Genomic DNA, 20,325 nt, shown 5'->3' with positions numbered 1-20,325 from the left:
GAAGTGGGTTCTCCTTATCGTTATAGATTTTATGATTAAGTATAAGGGTTTAAACGTAAGAAAGAGACAGGGCACCGTTGAGGTGCCCTGTTTGTTGTAAGGAAAAGTGACGTTAGTCCGCGTCGTAGCCTAAATTCGGCGCCAGCCAGCGCTCTACCTCAGACACGCTCATGCCTTTGCGCAGGGCGTAATCTTCGATCTGATCGCGCTGCAGCTGCGCCACGGCGAAGTACTTGCTGTCCGGATGACTGAAGTACCAGCCCGACACGGACGCGCCCGGCCACATAGCGAACGACTCGGTGAGCTTCATGCCGGTATGCGCTTCTACGTCCAGCAGTTTCCAGATAGTGCCTTTTTCGGTGTGTTCCGGACAGGCCGGATAGCCCGGCGCCGGACGAATCCCCTGGTAGTTTTCGCGGATCAGCTCCTCGTTGCTGAGGTTCTCATTCGCCGCGTAACCCCAGTACACCTTACGTACGCGTTCGTGCAGGTATTCAGCAAAGGCTTCCGCCAGGCGGTCGGCAATCGCTTTCACCATGATCTTATTGTAATCATCGTGTTGCGCTTCAAACGCGTCCGCCAGGGCGTCTTCTTCCAGACCGCCGGTTACCGCAAAGGCGCCGATATAGTCAGCTTTCCCGCTCAGCTTCGGCGCAACGAAATCTGCCAGGCAGTAGTTGGCAAAGCCCACTTTTTCGGTTTGCTGCCGCAGGTGATGGCTCACGGCCAGCACATGGGTGCGGGTTTCATCGCGGTAGATTTCCACGTCGTCACCCACGCGGTTCGCCGGGAACAGCCCCACCACGCCGCGCGGGTTGAGGGTTTTCTCTGCGCTCAGCGTGTCCAGCATATCGTTGGCGTCTTTAAACAGGCGCTTCGCCTCTTCGCCTACGACTTCATCTTCGAGGATGCGCGGATATTTGCCCGCCAGCGACCAGGTCATAAAGAACGGCGTCCAGTCAATGTAGTTGCGCAGCGTCTCGATGCTGGCCGTCACGTCCTGCACGCCCAGACGATGCGCGACAGGCGGCGTATAGCTTGCCCAGTCAAAGGCCAGGTCGTTATCGCGTGCGGCAGCGAGCGTCACCGGCGGCGTGCGCGGTTTTTTGCGCCCGTGCTGTACGCGAACGGTTTCGTACTCCTGGCGAGTGCGCGCCACAAAATCGTCGCGCTGAGTCTCGGAGAGCAGTGCGGAAACCACGCCCACCGTGCGCGAGGCGTTCTGCACGTAAACCGTCGGTCCGCTGTAGTTCTGCTCGATCTTCACTGCCGTGTGCGCTTTCGAGGTGGTCGCCCCGCCAATCAGCAGCGGAATGGTGAAGCCCTGACGCTCCATCTCTTTTGCCACGTTGACCATTTCGTCGAGCGACGGCGTAATCAGGCCGGAGAGGCCAATCAGATCGGCGTTCACTTCGCGCGCGGTCTTGAGGATTTTATCCGCCGGAACCATCACGCCAAGGTCGATAATTTCGTAGTTATTGCACTGCAGCACCACGCCAACAATGTTTTTGCCGATGTCGTGCACGTCGCCCTTCACGGTGGCGATAACCATTTTACCGTTGCTGGAGCCCTTCTCTTTGCTGGCTTCGATGAAGGGTTCAAGATAAGCCACTGCCTGCTTCATGACGCGAGCGGATTTCACCACCTGCGGCAGGAACATCTTGCCCTCGCCGAACAGATCGCCGACCACGTTCATGCCGTCCATCAGCGGCCCTTCGATCACCTCAATCGGGCGGGCTGCCTGCTGACGCGCTTCCTCGGTGTCCTGCTCGATGAACTCGGTAATCCCTTTCACCAGCGAGTATTCCAGACGCTTTTTCACGTCCCAGGAACGCCACTCGGCCTGCTGAACATTGGCCGATTCATCCGATTTACTGCCGCGGTATTTTTCCGCCAGGTCGAGCATGCGCTCGGTGGCGTCGTCGCGACGGTTGAGGATCACGTCCTCTACGGCATCGCGCAGTTCGGCAGGCAGATCGTCGTAAATCGCCAGCTGTCCGGCGTTGACGATGCCCATGTCCATCCCATTGCGGATGGCGTAGTAGAGGAACACGGCGTGGATCGCTTCACGCACCGGGTCGTTGCCGCGGAACGAGAACGAGACGTTCGACACGCCGCCGGAGATCAGCGCATGCGGCAGCTCGCGCTTGATGTCTTCACACGCGCCGATAAAGTCCTGGGCGTAGTTGTTGTGCTCTTCGATGCCGGTCGCGACGGCAAAGATGTTCGGGTCGAAAATAATGTCTTCCGGCGGGAAGCCCACCTCTTCGGTCAGAATTTTGTACGCGCGGCGGCATATCTCAATTTTGCGCTCGCGGGTGTCGGCCTGGCCCACTTCATCGAAGGCCATCACCACCACGGCCGCACCGTAGCGGCGCACCATCTTCGCATGGTGGATAAAGATATCCACGCCCTCTTTCATCGAGATGGAGTTAACGATGCCTTTGCCCTGAATGCACTTCAGCCCCTTTTCGATGACCTCCCACTTGGAGGAGTCAATCATGATCGGCACGCGGGCGATATCCGGCTCACCGGCAATCAGGTTGAGGAAACGCACCATCGCCGCTTCGGCGTCAAGCATTCCCTCGTCCATGTTGATATCGATAATCTGCGCCCCGCTTTCCACCTGCTGGCGGGCGACGTCCAGCGCTTCGCTGTACTTCTCTTCTTTGATCAGACGCTTGAATTTAGCGGAACCGGTAACGTTGGTACGTTCACCCACGTTCACAAACAGGCTGTCGTCGCCGATGGTCAACGGCTCCAGGCCGGAAAGGCGACAGGCAACCGGCAGCTCTGGCAGCTTGCGCGGCGGCAGCCCGTCCACGGCGCGGCTCATGGCGGCAATGTGCTCCGGCGTGGTGCCGCAGCAGCCGCCGACGATGTTCAGGAAGCCTGACTCGGCCCACTCGCGGATTTGCGCCGCCATGGTGTCAGCATCCAGATCGTACTCGCCAAACGCGTTCGGCAGACCGGCGTTCGGATGCGCGGTAACGTAGCATTCGGCGATGCGCGAAAGCTCCTGCACGTACTGGCGCAGTTCGTCTGGTCCCAGCGCGCAGTTCAGGCCGAAGGAGAGCGCGTCGGCGTGGCGCAGGGAGTTATAAAACGCTTCGGTTGTCTGGCCGGACAGGGTGCGGCCGGAGGCGTCGGTGATGGTGCCGGAGATCATGATCGGCAGGTCAACGCCCAGCGCCTCAAACTCCTCTTTCACCGCGTATATCGCGGCTTTGGCGTTGAGGGTATCGAACACCGTTTCAATCAGGATCAGGTCGGAGCCACCTTCCACCAGCGCTTTGGTCGATTCACGATACGCCGTAACCAGCTGGTCAAAGGTGATATTACGAAACGCCGGATCGTTGACGTCCGGTGAAATCGACGCGGTGCGGTTGGTCGGGCCAAGCACCCCGGCAACGTAGCGCGGCTTGTCCGGCGTGCGGGCCGTCCACTCGTCGGCACAGGCGCGGGCGAGCCTGGCCGCCTCATAGTTGATCTCCGCCGACAGGGATTCCATCTGGTAATCCGCCATGGCGATGGTTGTCGAGTTGAAGGTGTTGGTTTCTACAATATCCGCACCTGCTTCGAAGTAGGCGTTGTGGATATCCCGGATGACGGACGGTTTGCTCAACACCAGCAGGTCATTGTTTCCTTTCAGGTCGCAGGGCCAGTCGGCGAAGCGCTCGCCGCGGAAATCGTCTTCGCTCAGACGATAGCTCTGGATCATGGTGCCCATGCCGCCGTCCAGCACCAGAATTCGTTCATTTAACTGCGCACGCAGTTGCTCTACTTTGCTGCTCACACTTGCTCCCGACAACGCTCAACAAGGCCAAAAGGCTGCGTTCCATACTGGCACAATCTCGCAGGGTGGAAAAGTCACGCCGCGGTAACATGAGACATGTTCACCATCACTCCTCCGATCAGTCAGGAAAGCGGTTGCAAATTCACCAAATAAAACGAAAATGATTTCCACGATACAGAAAAAGGAGATCGTCATGGTCGCGACCGTTCCCGCCAAACGCGGCAGAAAACCTGCCGCCACCGCCGCTGCACAACCCGGCGGACAGGTTCAATCCCTGACGCGCGGTCTGAAGCTGCTGGAGTGGATAGCCGAGTCGCACGGCAGCGTGGCCCTGACGGAGCTGGCCCAGCAGGCTGGCCTGCCGAACTCCACCACGCACCGCCTGCTGACCACCATGCAGCAGCTGGGCTTTGTCCGCCAGGTCGGCGAGCTGGGGCACTGGGCGGTGGGCGCGCATGCGTTTATCGTGGGCAGCAGCTTCCTTCAGAGCCGTAACCTGCTGGCGATTGTTCACCCGATCCTGCGCAAGCTGATGGAGGAGTCCGGCGAGACGGTGAACCTTGCGGTGCTCGACCAGAGCGACCACCAGGCGATTATCATCGACCAGGTGCAGTGCACGCAGCTGATGCGCATGTCCGCGCCGATTGGCGGCAAGCTGCCGATGCACGCCTCCGGAGCGGGGAAAGCGTTTCTCTCGCAGCTGAGCGAAGAGCAGGTGACGGGGCTGCTGCACCGAAAAGGGCTGCACGCCTACACCCACGCCACGCTGGTGTCGCCGGTGCATCTGAAAGAAGATCTGGCGTTGACCCGCAAGCGCGGCTATTCGTTTGATGACGAAGAACATGCGCTGGGGCTGCGCTGCCTCGCGTCCTGTATTTTCGACGAACATCGCGAGCCGTTTGCTGCGATCTCCATCTCTGGCCCCATCTCACGTATAACCGACGACCGGGTGACCGAGCTGGGCGCGCTGGTGATTAAGGCCGCGAAAGAGGTGACGCTGGCGTATGGTGGGATTCGTTAAACCGCACACAAAACCGCTGCTTGCGGCGGTAAGCGTACACATCCTCCACGTGCCCATTTTTGATCCGCGTTTGTAGCCCGCGCCAGTAGCTGGCGTGGAACAGATCTTCATGCATTTCTTCAAATAACGGCCCGATGCGTGGGTCCGCACACAGCCAGTGGCGAAACTCCTCGGGAAACACATCGCCCGGCGAAACGCTGTACCACGGCTCGCTGGAGAGCTCATCCTCAGGGTAACGGGGCGGCGGGATATCGCGAAAGTTCACCTCGGTCATGTAGCAAATTTCATCGTAATCGTAGAACACCACCCGCCCGTGCCGGGTGACGCCGAAGTTTTTAAACAGCATATCGCCAGGGAAGATATTGGCGGCGGCGAGCTGGCGGATGGCGTTGCCGTACTCTTCGATGGCATCACGCAAAGCCTGGCCCTCTGACTGTTCCAGCCAGATATTGAGCGGCACCATACGGCGCTCAATGTAGAGATGGCTAATCGCTATTTTATCGCCCAGATCGGTGATTTTCGTTGGCGCTTCCTGCATTAACAGCGACATGAGCGCCGGATCGATCTGCTGCTTATCCAGCACAAAGTTTTCAAACTCCTGGGTATCGGCCATTCGCCCGACGCGATCGTGCTCTTTTACCAGCTGATAGCAGGCGCGGACGTGGGCGGCGGTCATCTCTTTCTGCGGGGCGAATCTGTCTTTTATCACCTTAAAGACCCGGTCGAAGCCCGGCAGCGTGAAGACCAGCATCACCATGCCGCGGATACCTGGCGCTTCGATAAACTGCTCATCCGCCGCGGTGACATAGCGCAGATACTCCCGATAACTTTCCGTTTTGGCATGCTTCTGACAGCCAATCGCCATATACAGCTCGGCGGTGGTTTTGCCCGGCAGGATCTCGCGCAGCCACTCCACCAGGGCGGCAGGCAGCGGGGCGTACACCATGAAATAGGAGCGGGCGAAGCCAAACACGATGCTGGCCTCGGCGCTGGTGGTCAGGCAGGTATCGACAAACAGTTCGCCGTCGTCGGTACGGTGAATGGGCAACAGAAACGGCACAATGGCCGTTGGCGTAACCAGTTTGCCCACCAGCCAGGCGGCCTTATTCCGGTAGAACAGCTCGTTGGCCACCTGCAAATGGCTGCGGCTGAGCACCTCCTCGCCGTAGGTTTCACGAAGATGCGCATGAATATAGCCGATATCCCGGAGCTTGTTCTCCCACGGAAGGCGCAGCGGCAAATCCGTTAAGATGCGATGCAGGAGCTTTTCCCATCCGCGATCGGGGAAAAAATCTTTCGCCAGCGGACGCGGAATGGTACGGAAGCGGCGCTCAGGCTGGGAGCTGAAGATAAATAACCGCTCAGGAGATAATGAGCGGTGGTCAAATAACCGGCAATAGACGGAGTTGAAAAAGCTCTCCGCAATCTCGAAGCGAGGGTAGTCGGGTAACAGATGGGTGTAATGCTCTTTCACGCGCAGTAAAAATGCCGCGTCCGGGCTTTTACCGTCGGTAATACAGCGCAGCTGCTCCACCACCAGACCCACGTGGTGATCATAGAGATGGATACGCTGCTTCATGGCCTGCTGAACCGCATGCCAGTCTGCGTGTTCGAAGCGCTGCTGCGCGCCGGAGGTCACTTCAAGAAAACGACCATACTGGGCATCGAAGCCCTGCAGAATGGTTTGGGCAATCAGTAATTCCAGGCCACGCGACATATATTCCCCCTCACCACCAACCCTCTCCCCAGGGGGGAGAGGGGGAAAAGATTAGAACTGTGCTTCTTCCGTTGAACCCGTCAAGGCGGTGACGGAGGAGGTGCCGCCCTGAATAATCGTGGTCACATTATCAAAGTAGCCGGTGCCCACTTCCTGCTGGTGAGAGACGAAGGTATAACCATCTTTGCCCGCCGCAAACTCCGGCTGCTGCACTTTCTCAACGTAGTGCTTCATGCCCTCCCCCTGCGCGTAAGCGTGCGCCAGGTCGAACATGTTGAACCACATGCTGTGGATGCCTGCCAGGGTGATGAACTGGTACTTGTAGCCCATATCCGACAGCTGCTGCTGGAAGCTGGCGATGGTTTTGTCATCCAGCTTTTTCTGCCAGTTGAAGGACGGCGAACAGTTGTAGGCCAGCAGCTTGCCCGGATATTTCGCATGAATCGCATCGGCAAAGCGCTTCGCCAGCGCCAGATCCGGCGTGGACGTTTCACACCAGACCAGGTCGGCGTAAGGGGCATAGGCCAGGCCGCGGCTGATGGCCTGTTCGATACCGGCATGCGTGCGATAGAACCCCTCGCTGGTGCGCTCGCCGGTAATAAATTCGCTATCGTACGGATCGCAGTCAGAGGTGATCAGGTCTGCCGCATCCGCATCGGTACGGGCAATCACCAGCGTCGGCACGCCGAGCACGTCAGCAGCCAGACGCGCGGCTACCAGCTTCTGAATCGCTTCCTGGGTCGGGACGAGAACTTTTCCGCCCATATGCCCGCACTTCTTCACCGACGCCAGCTGGTCTTCGAAGTGAACGGCCGCTGCACCGGCCTCAATCATCGATTTCATCAGTTCGAAGGCGTTCAGCACGCCGCCGAAGCCCGCTTCCGCATCCGCGACGATCGGCAGGAAGTAATCAATAAAACGCGGATCGTTGGGCTCAATGCCTGCAGCCCACTGGATCTGATCCGCGCGGCGGAAGGTATTGTTGATCCGATCCACCACCGACGGTACCGAGTTGGCCGGATAAAGAGATTGATCCGGATACATGCTGGAGGCCAGGTTGGCGTCCGCCGCGACCTGCCAGCCGGAAAGGTAAATGGCTTCTATGCCGGCCTTCGCCTGCTGCAATGCCTGACCGCCGGTCAGCGCACCGAGGCTGTTGATATAACCCTTTTTGGAACCACCGTGCAGCAGCTTCCACATTTTCGCCGCACCGTTCTGTGCCAGCGTGCATTCCGGGTTGACCGAGCCGCGTAATTTCACCACATCCTCCGCGCTGTAAGGACGGCGGATGCCTTCCCAGCGCGGTTGAGTCCACTCTTTCTTTAATTCTTCGATTTGTTGGGTACGGGTTTTCATGTGCAGATGCTCCATATTGTTATGTGGTGAGTTACGCCAGGAAGCGGTAGCCCGGCAGGGTCAGGAAGTCGATTAAGTCATCTGATGTGGTGATTTGCTCCATCAGGCGCGCTGCGTCGTCAAAGCGTCCGCTGCTGAAGCGGTGTTCGCCCAGCTCGTCCTGGATGACCCGCATCTCTTCGGCCAGCATCTGACGGAACAGGGCTTTGGTGACCGGCTTGCCGTTGCTGAGCGTTTTTTGATGGTGGATCCACTGCCAGATAGAGGTGCGCGAAATTTCCGCCGTGGCAGCATCTTCCATCAGGCCGTAGATAGGCACGCAGCCGTTGCCGGAGATCCACGCTTCGATGTACTGGACCGCGACGCGAATATTGGCACGCATCCCCTCTTCCGTTCGCTCGCCCGCACACGGTGCCAGCAGCTGTTCTTCAGCCGTTGGGGCATCTTCTTCGCGCGTGACAAACAGCTGATTTTTGTTATCGCCGAGTACGCGATTGAAGACCTCCATCGCCGTATCGGCCAGGCCCGGATGGGCAATCCACGTGCCGTCGTGACCGTTACGGGCTTCCAGCTCTTTATCGGCTTTCACCTTGTTGAGCACCTGATTATTGCGCTCCGCGTCTTTGCTCGGAATAAAGGCCGCCATGCCGCCCATCGCAAAGGCACCGCGCTTGTGGCAGGTTTTAATCAGCAGACGCGAATAGGCGCTCAGGAAGGGTTTATCCATGGTCACGACCTGGCGGTCCGGCAGCACGCGGTCGGGATAATTTTTCAGGGTTTTGATGTAGCTGAAAATATAGTCCCAGCGTCCGCAGTTCAGGCCGACAATGTGGTCGCGCAGGGCATGCAGAATTTCATTCATCTGGAACACGGCGGGCAGCGTTTCAATCAGCAGCGTGGCCTTGATCGTGCCGCGCGGCAGGTTGAAGCGATCTTCCGCGTAGCTAAATACTTCGCTCCACCAGGCGGCTTCCTGCCATGCCTGCGTTTTTGGCAGATAGAAATAGGGACCGCTACCTTTTGCCAGCAGGTTTTTGTAGTTATGGAAAAAATAGAGTGCGAAATCAAACAGGCTGCCCGGAATGGCTTCTCCACGCCATGTGACATGTTTTTCAGGCAGGTGCAGACCTCGTACACGACAGATCAGCACCGCCGGATTCGGTTTGAGCTGGTAGATTTTCCCGGCTTCGTTGGTGTAGCTGATGGTGCCGTTGACGGCATCGCGCAGGTTGATCTGCCCGTCGATAACTTTGTTCCAGTCCGGGGCCAGCGAGTCTTCAAAATCGGCCATAAAGACTTTAACGTTAGCGTTCATGGCGTTGATCACCATTTTGCGCTCTACCGGACCAGTGATCTCAACGCGACGATCCTGTAAATCTTCAGGAATGCCGCGGATTTTCCACTCATCACGACGAATGGAAGCAGTTTCCGAAATAAATCCTGGCAACTTGCCGTTATCGATTTCCTGCTGTTGGTGAATGCGTGCCGCCAGCAGCTTATTGCGCTGCGGCGTAAAGCGGGTTACCAGCTCAGTCAGAAACTCTACCGCTTCGGCCGTCAAAACCTGCTGTTCTTGCTCACCATTCGGCTGGGTAAAGGTCAATTCATCGACCGTGGTTGCCTGTTGAGTCATCGTTCTGCTCCTCATCAAAGATCCAAAATCACGCCCCCAATGCGAACGAAAGATCGTTGTGTAGTTTTCGCTCAGCAGAATTAAGACTATCTATAATTTTTCCAAAATCAAAAACAATTTCCATTTTAATTTTAATTACAACGCAACATGATGATTAATATGGAGTTAAAGTTTGCTGGCATGTTGAACGGGATTTCGGAAATAAAAAAGGCACCCGAAGGTGCCTGATCTGAATAGCTGAAACGCTTTAGGATCGTTTAATGCAGACGATTACTCCAGCGTAGGATTCATGTGGCGAAGATCGTACGGCGTAATCTGGTAGACGTAATAGTTGAGCCAGTTAGTGAACAACAGGTTTCCGTGGCTGCGCCAGGTTGCCCTCGGCTTGTTCTGCGGATCGTTTTTCGGGAAATAGTTGTACGGGATATCCGGATTAAGACCCGCTTCGACATCACGGAAATACTCTGATGCGAGAGTATCGGGATCATACTCAGGATGGCCGGTAACGAACGCGATACGTTTGTCTTTACTGGCAAACAGGTAGGCATCCCCGTCTTCCGTTTCGGCCAGGATCTCCAGATCGGTGTAATCACGAATCAGCTGGGCCGGAAAATCGGCGTAGCGAGAATGCGGGGCCAGGAAGGTGTCATCAAAACCACGCGTCAGCAGCGCGTGTGGATGAAGAATGTGGTGTTCGTATACGCCGGAGAGCTTTTGAGTGCGGGTTTGCTTGGGAATACCGTAGAGAATGTTGAGTGCGGCCTGTACCGCCCAGCAGACAAACAGCGTTGACGTGACGTGATCTTTTGCCCACTCCAGCACCTGTTTGATCTGCGGCCAGTAAGCAACATCGTTAAATTCAACCAGACCGAGCGGCGCGCCTGTCACAATCAGTCCGTCGAAGTTTTCCCCCCGAATATCTTCGAAGTTACAGTAGAAGTTATTCAGATGCTCAGAGGGCGTGTTACGTGACTCGCGGGCATCAATACGCAGCAGTTGAATATCGACCTGCAGCGGGGAGTTCGACAGCAGACGCAGAAACTGATTCTCCGTCTCAATCTTTTTCGGCATCAGGTTGAGGATGAGAACCTTCAGCGGGCGAATTTCCTGACCTGTCGCGCGTGAAGCCGTCATCACGAAGACGTTCTCTTCACGTAAGAAATTGACGGCTGGTAGCTCGTCCTGCACCCGAATCGGCATAACCTTACTTCCTCACAATATACGTATAAACGTTTAGACATCCAGACAGCTAACGATACCCAGAAATGGTATGAATGTCGAGCCTGCAAGTCGAAGGTGAGAAAGTTTCAGGGAGAGGGAGAAAAACAAAAGCAAAAAACCCCGCACCTTACGGTACGGGGTTCTTCTTAATTGATGCCTGGCAGTTCCCTACTCTCACATGGGGAGACCCCACACTACCATCGGCGCTACGGCGTTTCACTTCTGAGTTCGGCATGGGGTCAGGTGGGACCACCGCGCTAAAGCCGCCAGGCAAATTCTGTTAATCTGTATCAGGCTGAAAATCTGTCTCTCACCGCCAAAACACCTTCGGCGTTGTAAGGTTAAGCCTCACGGTTCATTAGTACCGGTTAGCTCAACGCATCGCTGCGCTTACACACCCGGCCTATCAACGTCGTCGTCTTCAACGTTCCTTCAGGAGACTTATAGTCTCAGGGAGAACTCATCTCGGGGCAAGTTTCGTGCTTAGATGCTTTCAGCACTTATCTCTTCCGCATTTAGCTACCGGGCAGTGCCATTGGCATGACAACCCGAACACCAGTGATGCGTCCACTCCGGTCCTCTCGTACTAGGAGCAGCCCCCCTCAATTCTCCAGCGCCCACGGCAGATAGGGACCGAACTGTCTCACGACGTTCTAAACCCAGCTCGCGTACCACTTTAAATGGCGAACAGCCATACCCTTGGGACCTACTTCAGCCCCAGGATGTGATGAGCCGACATCGAGGTGCCAAACACCGCCGTCGATATGAACTCTTGGGCGGTATCAGCCTGTTATCCCCGGAGTACCTTTTATCCGTTGAGCGATGGCCCTTCCATTCAGAACCACCGGATCACTATGACCTGCTTTCGCACCTGCTCGAGCCGTCACTCTCGCAGTCAAGCTAGCTTATGCCATTGCACTAACCTCCTGATGTCCGACCAGGATTAGCTAACCTTCGTGCTCCTCCGTTACTCTTTGGGAGGAGACCGCCCCAGTCAAACTACCCACCAGACACTGTCCGCAACCCGGATTACGGGTCCACGTTAGAACACCAGCCATTAAAGGGTGGTATTTCAAGGACGGCTCCACGCAGACTGGCGTCCACGCTTCAAAGCCTCCCACCTATCCTACACATCAAGGACCAGTGTTCAGTGTCAAGCTATAGTAAAGGTTCACGGGGTCTTTCCGTCTTGCCGCGGGTACACTGCATCTTCACAGCGAGTTCAATTTCACTGAGTCTCGGGTGGAGACAGCCTGGCCATCATTACGCCATTCGTGCAGGTCGGAACTTACCCGACAAGGAATTTCGCTACCTTAGGACCGTTATAGTTACGGCCGCCGTTTACCGGGGCTTCGATCAAGAGCTTCGCGTTGCCGCTAACCCCATCAATTAACCTTCCGGCACCGGGCAGGCGTCACACCGTATACGTCCACTTTCGTGTTTGCACAGTGCTGTGTTTTTAATAAACAGTTGCAGCCAGCTGGTATCTTCGACTGATTTCAGCTCCGTCCGCAGGGACTTCACCTACATATCAGCGTGCCTTCTCCCGAAGTTACGGCACCATTTTGCCTAGTTCCTTCACCCGAGTTCTCTCAAGCGCCTTGGTATTCTCTACCTGACCACCTGTGTCGGTTTGGGGTACGATTTCGTGTTACCTGATGCTTAGAGGCTTTTCCTGGAAGCAGGGCATTTATCACTTCAGCACCGTAGTGCCTCGTCATCACGCCTCAGTGTTAAAGTGAACCGGATTTGCCTGGAACACACACCTACACGCTTAAACCGGGACAACCGTCGCCCGGCTGACATAGCCTTCTCCGTCCCCCCTTCGCAGTAACACCAAGTACAGGAATATTAACCTGTTTCCCATCGACTACGCCTTTCGGCCTCGCCTTAGGGGTCGACTCACCCTGCCCCGATTAACGTTGGACAGGAACCCTTGGTCTTCCGGCGAGCGGGCTTTTCACCCGCTTTATCGTTACTTATGTCAGCATTCGCACTTCTGATACCTCCAGCATGCCTCACAGCACACCTTCAACGGCTTACAGAACGCTCCCCTACCCAACAACACATAGTGTCGCTGCCGCAGCTTCGGTGCATGGTTTAGCCCCGTTACATCTTCCGCGCAGGCCGACTCGACCAGTGAGCTATTACGCTTTCTTTAAATGATGGCTGCTTCTAAGCCAACATCCTGGCTGTCTGTGCCTTCCCACATCGTTTCCCACTTAACCATGACTTTGGGACCTTAGCTGGCGGTCTGGGTTGTTTCCCTCTTCACGACGGACGTTAGCACCCGCCGTGTGTCTCCCGTGATAACATTCTTCGGTATTCGTAGTTTGCATCGGGTTGGTAAGCCGGGATGGCCCCCTAGCCGAAACAGTGCTCTACCCCCGAAGATGAGTTCACGAGGCGCTACCTAAATAGCTTTCGGGGAGAACCAGCTATCTCCCGGTTTGATTGGCCTTTCACCCCCAGCCACAGGTCATCCGCTAATTTTTCAACATTAGTCGGTTCGGTCCTCCAGTTAGTGTTACCCAACCTTCAACCTGCCCATGGCTAGATCACCGGGTTTCGGGTCTATACCCTGCAACTTAACGCCCAGTTAAGACTCGGTTTCCCTGCGGCTCCCCTATACGGTTAACCTTGCTACAGAATATAAGTCGCTGACCCATTATACAAAAGGTACGCAGTCACACCCGAAGGTGCTCCCACTGCTTGTACGTACACGGTTTCAGGTTCTTTTTCACTCCCCTCGCCGGGGTTCTTTTCGCCTTTCCCTCACGGTACTGGTTCACTATCGGTCAGTCAGGAGTATTTAGCCTTGGAGGATGGTCCCCCCATATTCAGACAGGATACCACGTGTCCCGCCCTACTCTTCGAGTTCACAACCTGTGCATTTTCGTGTACGGGACTGTCACCCTGTACCGTGCGACTTTCCAGACGCTTCCACTAACACACAAGCTGATTCAGACTCCGGGCTGCTCCCCGTTCGCTCGCCGCTACTGGGGGAATCTCGGTTGATTTCTTTTCCTCGGGGTACTTAGATGTTTCAGTTCCCCCGGTTCGCCTCGTTAACCTATGTATTCAGTTAACGATAGTGCAACGAATTGCACTGGGTTTCCCCATTCGGACATCGACGGGTCAAAGGTTCATATCACCTCGCCGTCGCTTTTCGCAGATTAGCACGTCCTTCATCGCCTCTGACTGCCAGGGCATCCACCGTGTACGCTTAGTCGCTTAACCTCACAACCCGAAGATGTTTCACTTCATGATTGCGAAAATTTGAGAGACTCGAACACACCATTAAGATGTGTCGTTTCAATTTTCAGCTTGATCCAGATTTTTAAAGAGCAAAACTTCTTAATGCACTCAAAAGTACATTCAGAAGTTCATCATTCATCAGACAATCTGTGTGAGCACTGCAAAGGCAGGTTCTTTAAGGTAAGGAGGTGATCCAACCGCAGGTTCCCCTACGGTTACCTTGTTACGACTTCACCCCAGTCATGAATCACAAAGTGGTAAGCGCCCTCCCGAAGGTTAAGCTACCTACTTCTTTTGCAACCCACTCCCATGGTGTGACGGGCGGTGTGTACAAGGCCCGGGAACGTATTCACCGTGGCATTCTGATCCACGATTACTAGCGATTCCGACTTCATGGAGTCGAGTTGCAGACTCCAATCCGGACTACGACGCACTTTATGAGGTCCGCTTGCTCTCGCGAGGTCGCTTCTCTTTGTATGCGCCATTGTAGCACGTGTGTAGCCCTACTCGTAAGGGCCATGATGACTTGACGTCATCCCCACCTTCCTCCAGTTTATCACTGGCAGTCTCCTTTGAGTTCCCGGCCTAACCGCTGGCAACAAAGGATAAGGGTTGCGCTCGTTGCGGGACTTAACCCAACATTTCACAACACGAGCTGACGACAGCCATGCAGCACCTGTCTCAGAGTTCCCGAAGGCACCAAAGCATCTCTGCTAAGTTCTCTGGATGTCAAGAGTAGGTAAGGTTCTTCGCGTTGCATCGAATTAAACCACATGCTCCACCGCTTGTGCGGGCCCCCGTCAATTCATTTGAGTTTTAACCTTGCGGCCGTACTCCCCAGGCGGTCGACTTAACGCGTTAGCTCCGGAAGCCACGCCTCAAGGGCACAACCTCCAAGTCGACATCGTTTACGGCGTGGACTACCAGGGTATCTAATCCTGTTTGCTCCCCACGCTTTCGCACCTGAGCGTCAGTCTTTGTCCAGGGGGCCGCCTTCGCCACCGGTATTCCTCCAGATCTCTACGCATTTCACCGCTACACCTGGAATTCTACCCCCCTCTACAAGACTCTAGCCTGCCAGTTTCGAATGCAGTTCCCAGGTTGAGCCCGGGGATTTCACATCCGACTTGACAGACCGCCTGCGTGCGCTTTACGCCCAGTAATTCCGATTAACGCTTGCACCCTCCGTATTACCGCGGCTGCTGGCACGGAGTTAGCCGGTGCTTCTTCTGCGGGTAACGTCAATCGATGAGGTTATTAACCTCACCGCCTTCCTCCCCGCTGAAAGTACTTTACAACCCGAAGGCCTTCTTCATACACGCGGCATGGCTGCATCAGGCTTGCGCCCATTGTGCAATATTCCCCACTGCTGCCTCCCGTAGGAGTCTGGACCGTGTCTCAGTTCCAGTGTGGCTGGTCATCCTCTCAGACCAGCTAGGGATCGTCGCCTAGGTGAGCCGTTACCCCACCTACTAGCTAATCCCATCTGGGCACATCTGATGGCAAGAGGCCCGAAGGTCCCCCTCTTTGGTCTTGCGACGTTATGCGGTATTAGCTACCGTTTCCAGTAGTTATCCCCCTCCATCAGGCAGTTTCCCAGACATTACTCACCCGTCCGCCACTCGTCACCCGAGAGCAAGCTCTCTGTGCTACCGTTCGACTTGCATGTGTTAGGCCTGCCGCCAGCGTTCAATCTGAGCCATGATCAAACTCTTCAATTTAAGTTTGATGCTCGTGAATTAAACTTCGTAATGAATTACGTATGTTCACTCAGAGACTTGGTATTCATTTTTCGTCCGAGGACGTTAAGAATCCATGTCACTTTGAGTGCCCACACAGATTGTCTGATAAATTGTTAAAGAGCAGTGCAACGCGGCTTTCGCTCACCGTTGCGAGGTGGCGTATATTACGCTTTCCTCTTTCAGAGTCAACCCGTTATTTCAGGATTTTTTCTCTTCAACCGACCGGGTTAACTGTGAAGTGATTCACATCCGCCGTGTCGATGGAGGCGCATTATAGGGAGTTCTCCGCGGGCCGCAACCGCTAAATGACAGAAAAATGACTGACTGCTGCATTCCCCAGCAAAACCCCGCCTTATACCCTTTTACACACAGAGTTATCCACAGCGCTTCGAAAAAGTGAAAATATGCGAGCGTTGCGCAAACGTTTTCGTTAAAATGCTCGCGCTTAACAAGGAGGCCTCGTCAGGTGTGTTAGATGAGTTTTTCGCTGGAAAATTCATCTAACGCTCTCTGTAATCGTGAAATCCAGGGGATTTACCATGCAACAACGTCGTCCAGTCCGCCGCGCTCTGCTCAGTGTTTCTGATAAAGCCGGTATCGTCGAATTCGCTCAGGCACTTTCCGCACGCGGTGTGGAGCTGCTTTCTACAGGCGGTACCGCTCGCCTGTTAGCAGATAAAGGTCTGCCGGTAACCGAAGTGTCCGACTACACCGGTTTCCCGGAAATGATGGATGGACGCGTCAAAACCCTGCATCCGAAAGTGCACGGCGGCATTCTGGGCCGTCGCGGTCAGGACGACGGTATTATGGAACAGCATGATATCGCGCCTATCGATATGGTCGTTGTTAACCTCTACCCGTTCGCCCAGACCGTCGCCCGCGAAGGCTGCTCTCTGGAAGATGCGGTTGAGAATATTGATATCGGCGGCCCAACCATGGTGCGCTCCGCGGCGAAGAACCATAAAGATGTGGCCATCGTGGTGAAGAGCAGCGACTACAGCGCCATTATTAATGAGATGGATGCTAACGACGGCTCCCTCACTCTCGAAACCCGCTTCGACCTTGCGATTAAGGCGTTCGAACACACCGCCGCGTACGACAGCATGATTGCCAACTACTTCGGTAGCCTGGTTCCTGCCTACCACGGTGAAAGCAAAGATCCTTCTGGCCGCTTCCCGCGCACCCTGAACCTGAACTTCATTAAGAAGCAGGATATGCGTTACGGTGAGAACAGCCACCAGCAGGCTGCCTTCTATATAGAAGAAGAGGTAAAAGAAGCCTCCGTTGCGACCGCCCAGCAGGTTCAGGGCAAAGCCCTTTCCTATAACAACATTGCCGACACCGACGCCGCGCTGGAATGCGTGAAAGAGTTCAGCGAGCCGGCCTGCGTTATCGTCAAGCATGCCAACCCGTGCGGCGTTGCGGTAAGCACCTCTATTCTGGATGCCTACGATCGCGCCTACAAAACCGACCCGACCTCCGCATTCGGCGGCATTATTGCCTTCAACCGCGAGCTGGATGCTGAGACCGCGCAGGCCATTATCTCTCGCCAGTTTGTCGAAGTGATCATCGCGCCATCCGCGTCCGAAGAAGCGCTGAAAATCACCTCGGCGAAACAGAACGTGCGCGTACTGGTTTGCGGCCAGTGGGCAGAGCGCGTTCCAGGCCTGGACTTCAAGCGCGTGAACGGCGGCCTGCTGGTTCAGGACCGCGATCTGGGTATGGTGGGCGAAGCCGATCTGCGTGTCGTCACCAAACGTCAGCCAACCGAACAGGAACTGCGTGACGCACTGTTCTGCTGGAAAGTGGCGAAGTTCGTGAAATCCAACGCCATCGTCTACGCCAAAGAGAACATGACCATCGGAATAGGCGCAGGCCAGATGAGCCGCGTTTACTCGGCGAAAATCGCGGGTATCAAAGCCGGTGACGAAGGCCTGGAAGTGAAAGGCTCCGCCATGGCCTCTGACGCCTTCTTCCCGTTCCGCGACGGCATCGATGCGGCCGCTGCTGTGGGCATCACCTGTGTGATCCAGCCTGGCGGTTCAATCCGTGATGACGAAGTGATTGCCGCTGCCGACGAGCATGGCATCGCAATGATCTTCACCGACATGCGCCACTTCCGCCATTAATTCCCGGAGCAGAAAATGAAAGTATTAGTGATTGGTAACGGCGGGCGCGAGCACGCGCTGGCGTGGAAAGCGGCGCAGTCTCCGCAGGTTAAAACCGTCTTCGTGGCACCGGGTAACGCCGGTACCGCACTGGAACCCGCGCTGCAGAACGTGGCTATCGGCGTGACCGATATCCCGGCGCTGCTGAGCTTTGCCCAGAGCGAAAAAATCGACCTGACCATCGTCGGCCCGGAAGCGCCGCTGGTAATTGGCGTGGTGGATGCGTTCCGCGCAGCGGGCCTGAAAATCTTCGGTCCAACGGAAGGTGCCGCACAGCTGGAAGGCTCCAAAGCCTTCACCAAAGATTTCCTTGCGCGTCATAATATCCCAACGGCGGAATATCAGAACTTCACCGAAGTGGAGCCTGCTCTGGCCTGGTTACGTGAAAAAGGCGCGCCGATTGTCATCAAAGCCGACGGTCTGGCCGCCGGGAAAGGCGTTATCGTGGCGATGACGCTCGAAGAAGCCGAAGCGGCCGTTCAGGATATGCTGGCAGGCAACGCCTTTGGCGACGCGGGCCACCGCATCGTGATCGAAGAGTTCCTCGACGGCGAAGAGGCGAGCTTTATCGTAATGGTCGACGGCGAGCACGTTCTGCCGATGGCCACCAGCCAGGATCACAAGCGCGTGGGCAATGGCGATACCGGCCCCAACACCGGCGGGATGGGTGCTTACTCCCCTGCTCCCGTTGTTACCGATGAGGTGCATCAGCGCACCATGGACCGCATCATCTGGCCTACCGTGAAGGGCATGGCGGCGGAAGGCAATACCTACACCGGTTTCCTTTACGCAGGCCTGATGATCGACAAGCAGGGTAACCCGAAGGTGATTGAATTCAACTGCCGCTTCGGCGATCCGGAAACCCAGCCGATCATGCTGCGCATGAAATCCGACCTGGTGGATCTGTGCCTGGCGGCCTGCGAAGGCAAGCTGGACGAGAAAACCTCAGAGTGGGACGAGCGTGCGTCTCTGGGCGTGGTGATTGCTGCGGGTGGCTATCCGGGGAACTACAGCACCGGAGATGAGATCCACGGCCTGCCGCTGGAAGAGATTGACGGCGCGAAGGTGTTCCACGCCGGTACGAAGCTGGCTGACGATGACCGCGTGCTCACCAACGGCGGCCGCGTGCTGTGTGCGACCGCGCTGGGCCAGACCGTGGCAGAAGCGCAGAAACGCGCCTATGCGCTGATGGCGGATATTCACTGGAACGGCAGCTTCAGCCGTCAGGATATCGGTTATCGTGCTATTGCGCGGGAGCAGGGGGAGTAATTTCCCCCTCACCCTGACCCTCTCCCTCAAGGGAGAGGGAACTTAAATCAAAAACTTTTCTCTGTCGGCTGCCAGGTGCAGAAGTCTTCGTTCGCCACCAGCAGCAGCTGAGAGCCTTCCGGCGCCTCAAGCCACGCCACGCTCACTTCCATAGACGAATGCCGCTGACGGCGCTGAATGTGTTCGGTTGCCCAGGATTCAAGTTCAGGCTTTACGGTCTGCCCTTCGCAGGTGGTCACCGTGCCATCGGCATGCCAGCGCCCCTGGCGCAGCACCACGCGGCCCTGACGCAGCGCGTCGCTGGTCTGACGGAGCTGTTCGGCGCGGTAGCGGTAAAGGGCGACCTGATCGCTGGAAAGCTGCTGTTTCAACCCGCTGACTTCATGCTGCATAAAGCTCAGCTCGCCGTGGTCGTCGAAACGCACCTTCACGTGTTCGGGAGTCTTACTGTAGATATTCAGTTCAATGAGCGACAGCGCATCGCCCTGCCAGCGGTATTCTGCGGTCGAGGTGTTGCCGTTATGCCACGGGCTGAATGCGGTGAGCATATGGACTTCATCGCTGGAATCTTTGCGCCAGATCCTGACCGCACCCTGGTTGTCAGCGTAGCCGCTGGCGGTAAACGGGGGGAGTGAGGAGTCATGGCTACAGGCAGACAGCAACAGTACGCCTGCCAGCGCGAGCGTGCCACGCCAGAATGACAAAAGGGGCGTTGCCGCCCCTTCGTTAAAACTGTTCACTGCCACGCGTCTTACTTAACTGCGTCTTTCAGTGCTTTACCAGAAACAAATGCCGGCACGTTAGCTGCGGCGATTTTGATTTCTTTACCGGTCTGCGGGTTGCGGCCAGTACGCTCAGCGCGGTGGTTCACTTTGAAGGTACCGAAACCAACCAGTTGTACAGCATCGCCTTCTTTCAGAGACTCAGTAATAGCAGCCAGGGTAGATTCCAGAGCAGCTTTAGCCTGCACTTTAGACAGATCAGCCTTGTCCGCAATTACATCAATCAGTTGAGTCTTGTTCATAAGTTATCCTTTCAATGTGTTTATCGCTTGCTAAGCATCGAGTGCGACGAAAATGCCAAAAAAGCACTCTCCTGCATACACGCACCGATAGCCACTTTTTTTCGCCCCCCAAATGTAGAC

10 protein-coding genes and 3 rRNA genes are annotated in these 20,325 nt (G+C 55.9%); 3 read left to right on the top strand and 10 right to left on the bottom strand.

The window, feature by feature from the left end; translation table 11 throughout:
* Positions 1-112: 112 nt before the first annotated feature.
* Positions 113-3,796 (bottom strand): methionine synthase, encoded by a 3,684-nt coding sequence (gene metH, locus IB212_RS01225; RefSeq protein ID WP_047366836.1) that lies wholly within the window; start codon positions 3,794-3,796, stop codon positions 113-115.
* Between the two features lie 193 nt (positions 3,797-3,989).
* Between metH and iclR the strand changes: the two genes are divergently transcribed.
* Complete coding sequence (iclR, locus tag IB212_RS01220) at positions 3,990-4,817, top strand: glyoxylate bypass operon transcriptional repressor IclR (protein WP_155963375.1); 828 nt, start codon at positions 3,990-3,992, stop codon at positions 4,815-4,817.
* Here the strand turns inward: iclR and aceK are convergent.
* The 7 genes from aceK to IB212_RS01185 form a co-directional block, all read right to left on the bottom strand.
* Positions 4,771-6,534, bottom strand: coding sequence for a bifunctional isocitrate dehydrogenase kinase/phosphatase (gene aceK / locus IB212_RS01215; RefSeq protein ID WP_041911581.1), 1,764 nt, complete (start codon positions 6,532-6,534; stop codon positions 4,771-4,773). The two genes, iclR and aceK, sit on opposite strands and share 47 nt — an antisense overlap.
* A gap of 51 nt (positions 6,535-6,585) precedes the next feature.
* The gene (aceA, locus tag IB212_RS01210) at positions 6,586-7,890 is read right to left on the bottom strand and encodes an isocitrate lyase (protein ID WP_041911582.1); all 1,305 of its coding nucleotides are present in this window, start codon (positions 7,888-7,890) and stop codon (positions 6,586-6,588) included.
* A gap of 31 nt (positions 7,891-7,921) precedes the next feature.
* Positions 7,922-9,523, bottom strand: a complete 1,602-nt coding sequence (aceB, locus tag IB212_RS01205) for a malate synthase A (RefSeq protein ID WP_045631509.1) — start codon at positions 9,521-9,523, stop codon at positions 7,922-7,924.
* 270 nt (positions 9,524-9,793) lie between these two features.
* Positions 9,794-10,723, bottom strand: a complete 930-nt coding sequence (gene metA, locus IB212_RS01200) for a homoserine O-succinyltransferase (protein WP_045631510.1) — start codon at positions 10,721-10,723, stop codon at positions 9,794-9,796.
* Between the two features lie 176 nt (positions 10,724-10,899).
* A 5S ribosomal RNA gene (gene rrf, locus IB212_RS01195) occupies positions 10,900-11,015 on the bottom strand.
* Positions 11,016-11,081: 66 nt separating this feature from the next.
* Positions 11,082-13,984 (bottom strand): 23S ribosomal RNA (locus IB212_RS01190).
* A gap of 199 nt (positions 13,985-14,183) precedes the next feature.
* A 16S ribosomal RNA gene (locus IB212_RS01185) occupies positions 14,184-15,723 on the bottom strand.
* Together the 16S, 23S and 5S rRNA genes form the textbook arrangement of a ribosomal RNA operon.
* 560 nt (positions 15,724-16,283) lie before the next feature.
* Here IB212_RS01185 and purH point away from each other — a divergent pair.
* Entirely contained in the window at positions 16,284-17,873 is a 1,590-nt protein-coding gene (purH, locus tag IB212_RS01180; RefSeq protein WP_041911585.1) for a bifunctional phosphoribosylaminoimidazolecarboxamide formyltransferase/IMP cyclohydrolase, read from the top strand.
* Between the two features lie 15 nt (positions 17,874-17,888).
* Entirely contained in the window at positions 17,889-19,181 is a 1,293-nt protein-coding gene (gene purD, locus IB212_RS01175; protein ID WP_059357734.1) for a phosphoribosylamine--glycine ligase, read from the top strand.
* A 47-nt stretch (positions 19,182-19,228) separates the two neighbouring features.
* Here the strand turns inward: purD and IB212_RS01170 are convergent, their stop codons facing one another.
* Positions 19,229-19,921 carry a DUF1481 domain-containing protein gene (locus IB212_RS01170; RefSeq protein ID WP_028015109.1) on the bottom strand — a complete coding sequence of 231 codons (693 nt, stop codon included), beginning with the start codon at positions 19,919-19,921 and terminating at the stop codon, positions 19,229-19,231.
* An 11-nt stretch (positions 19,922-19,932) separates the two neighbouring features.
* Positions 19,933-20,205 (bottom strand): nucleoid-associated protein HU-alpha, encoded by a 273-nt coding sequence (gene hupA, locus IB212_RS01165; RefSeq protein WP_002445246.1) that lies wholly within the window; start codon positions 20,203-20,205, stop codon positions 19,933-19,935.
* Positions 20,206-20,325 lie beyond the last annotated feature (120 nt).

Origin of the sequence: Enterobacter sp. E12 (assembly GCF_014596715.2) — a bacterium.
Classification (GTDB): Bacteria; Pseudomonadota; Gammaproteobacteria; order Enterobacterales; family Enterobacteriaceae; genus Enterobacter; species Enterobacter bugandensis.
This window is presented reverse-complemented; position numbering and strand designations above follow the sequence as displayed.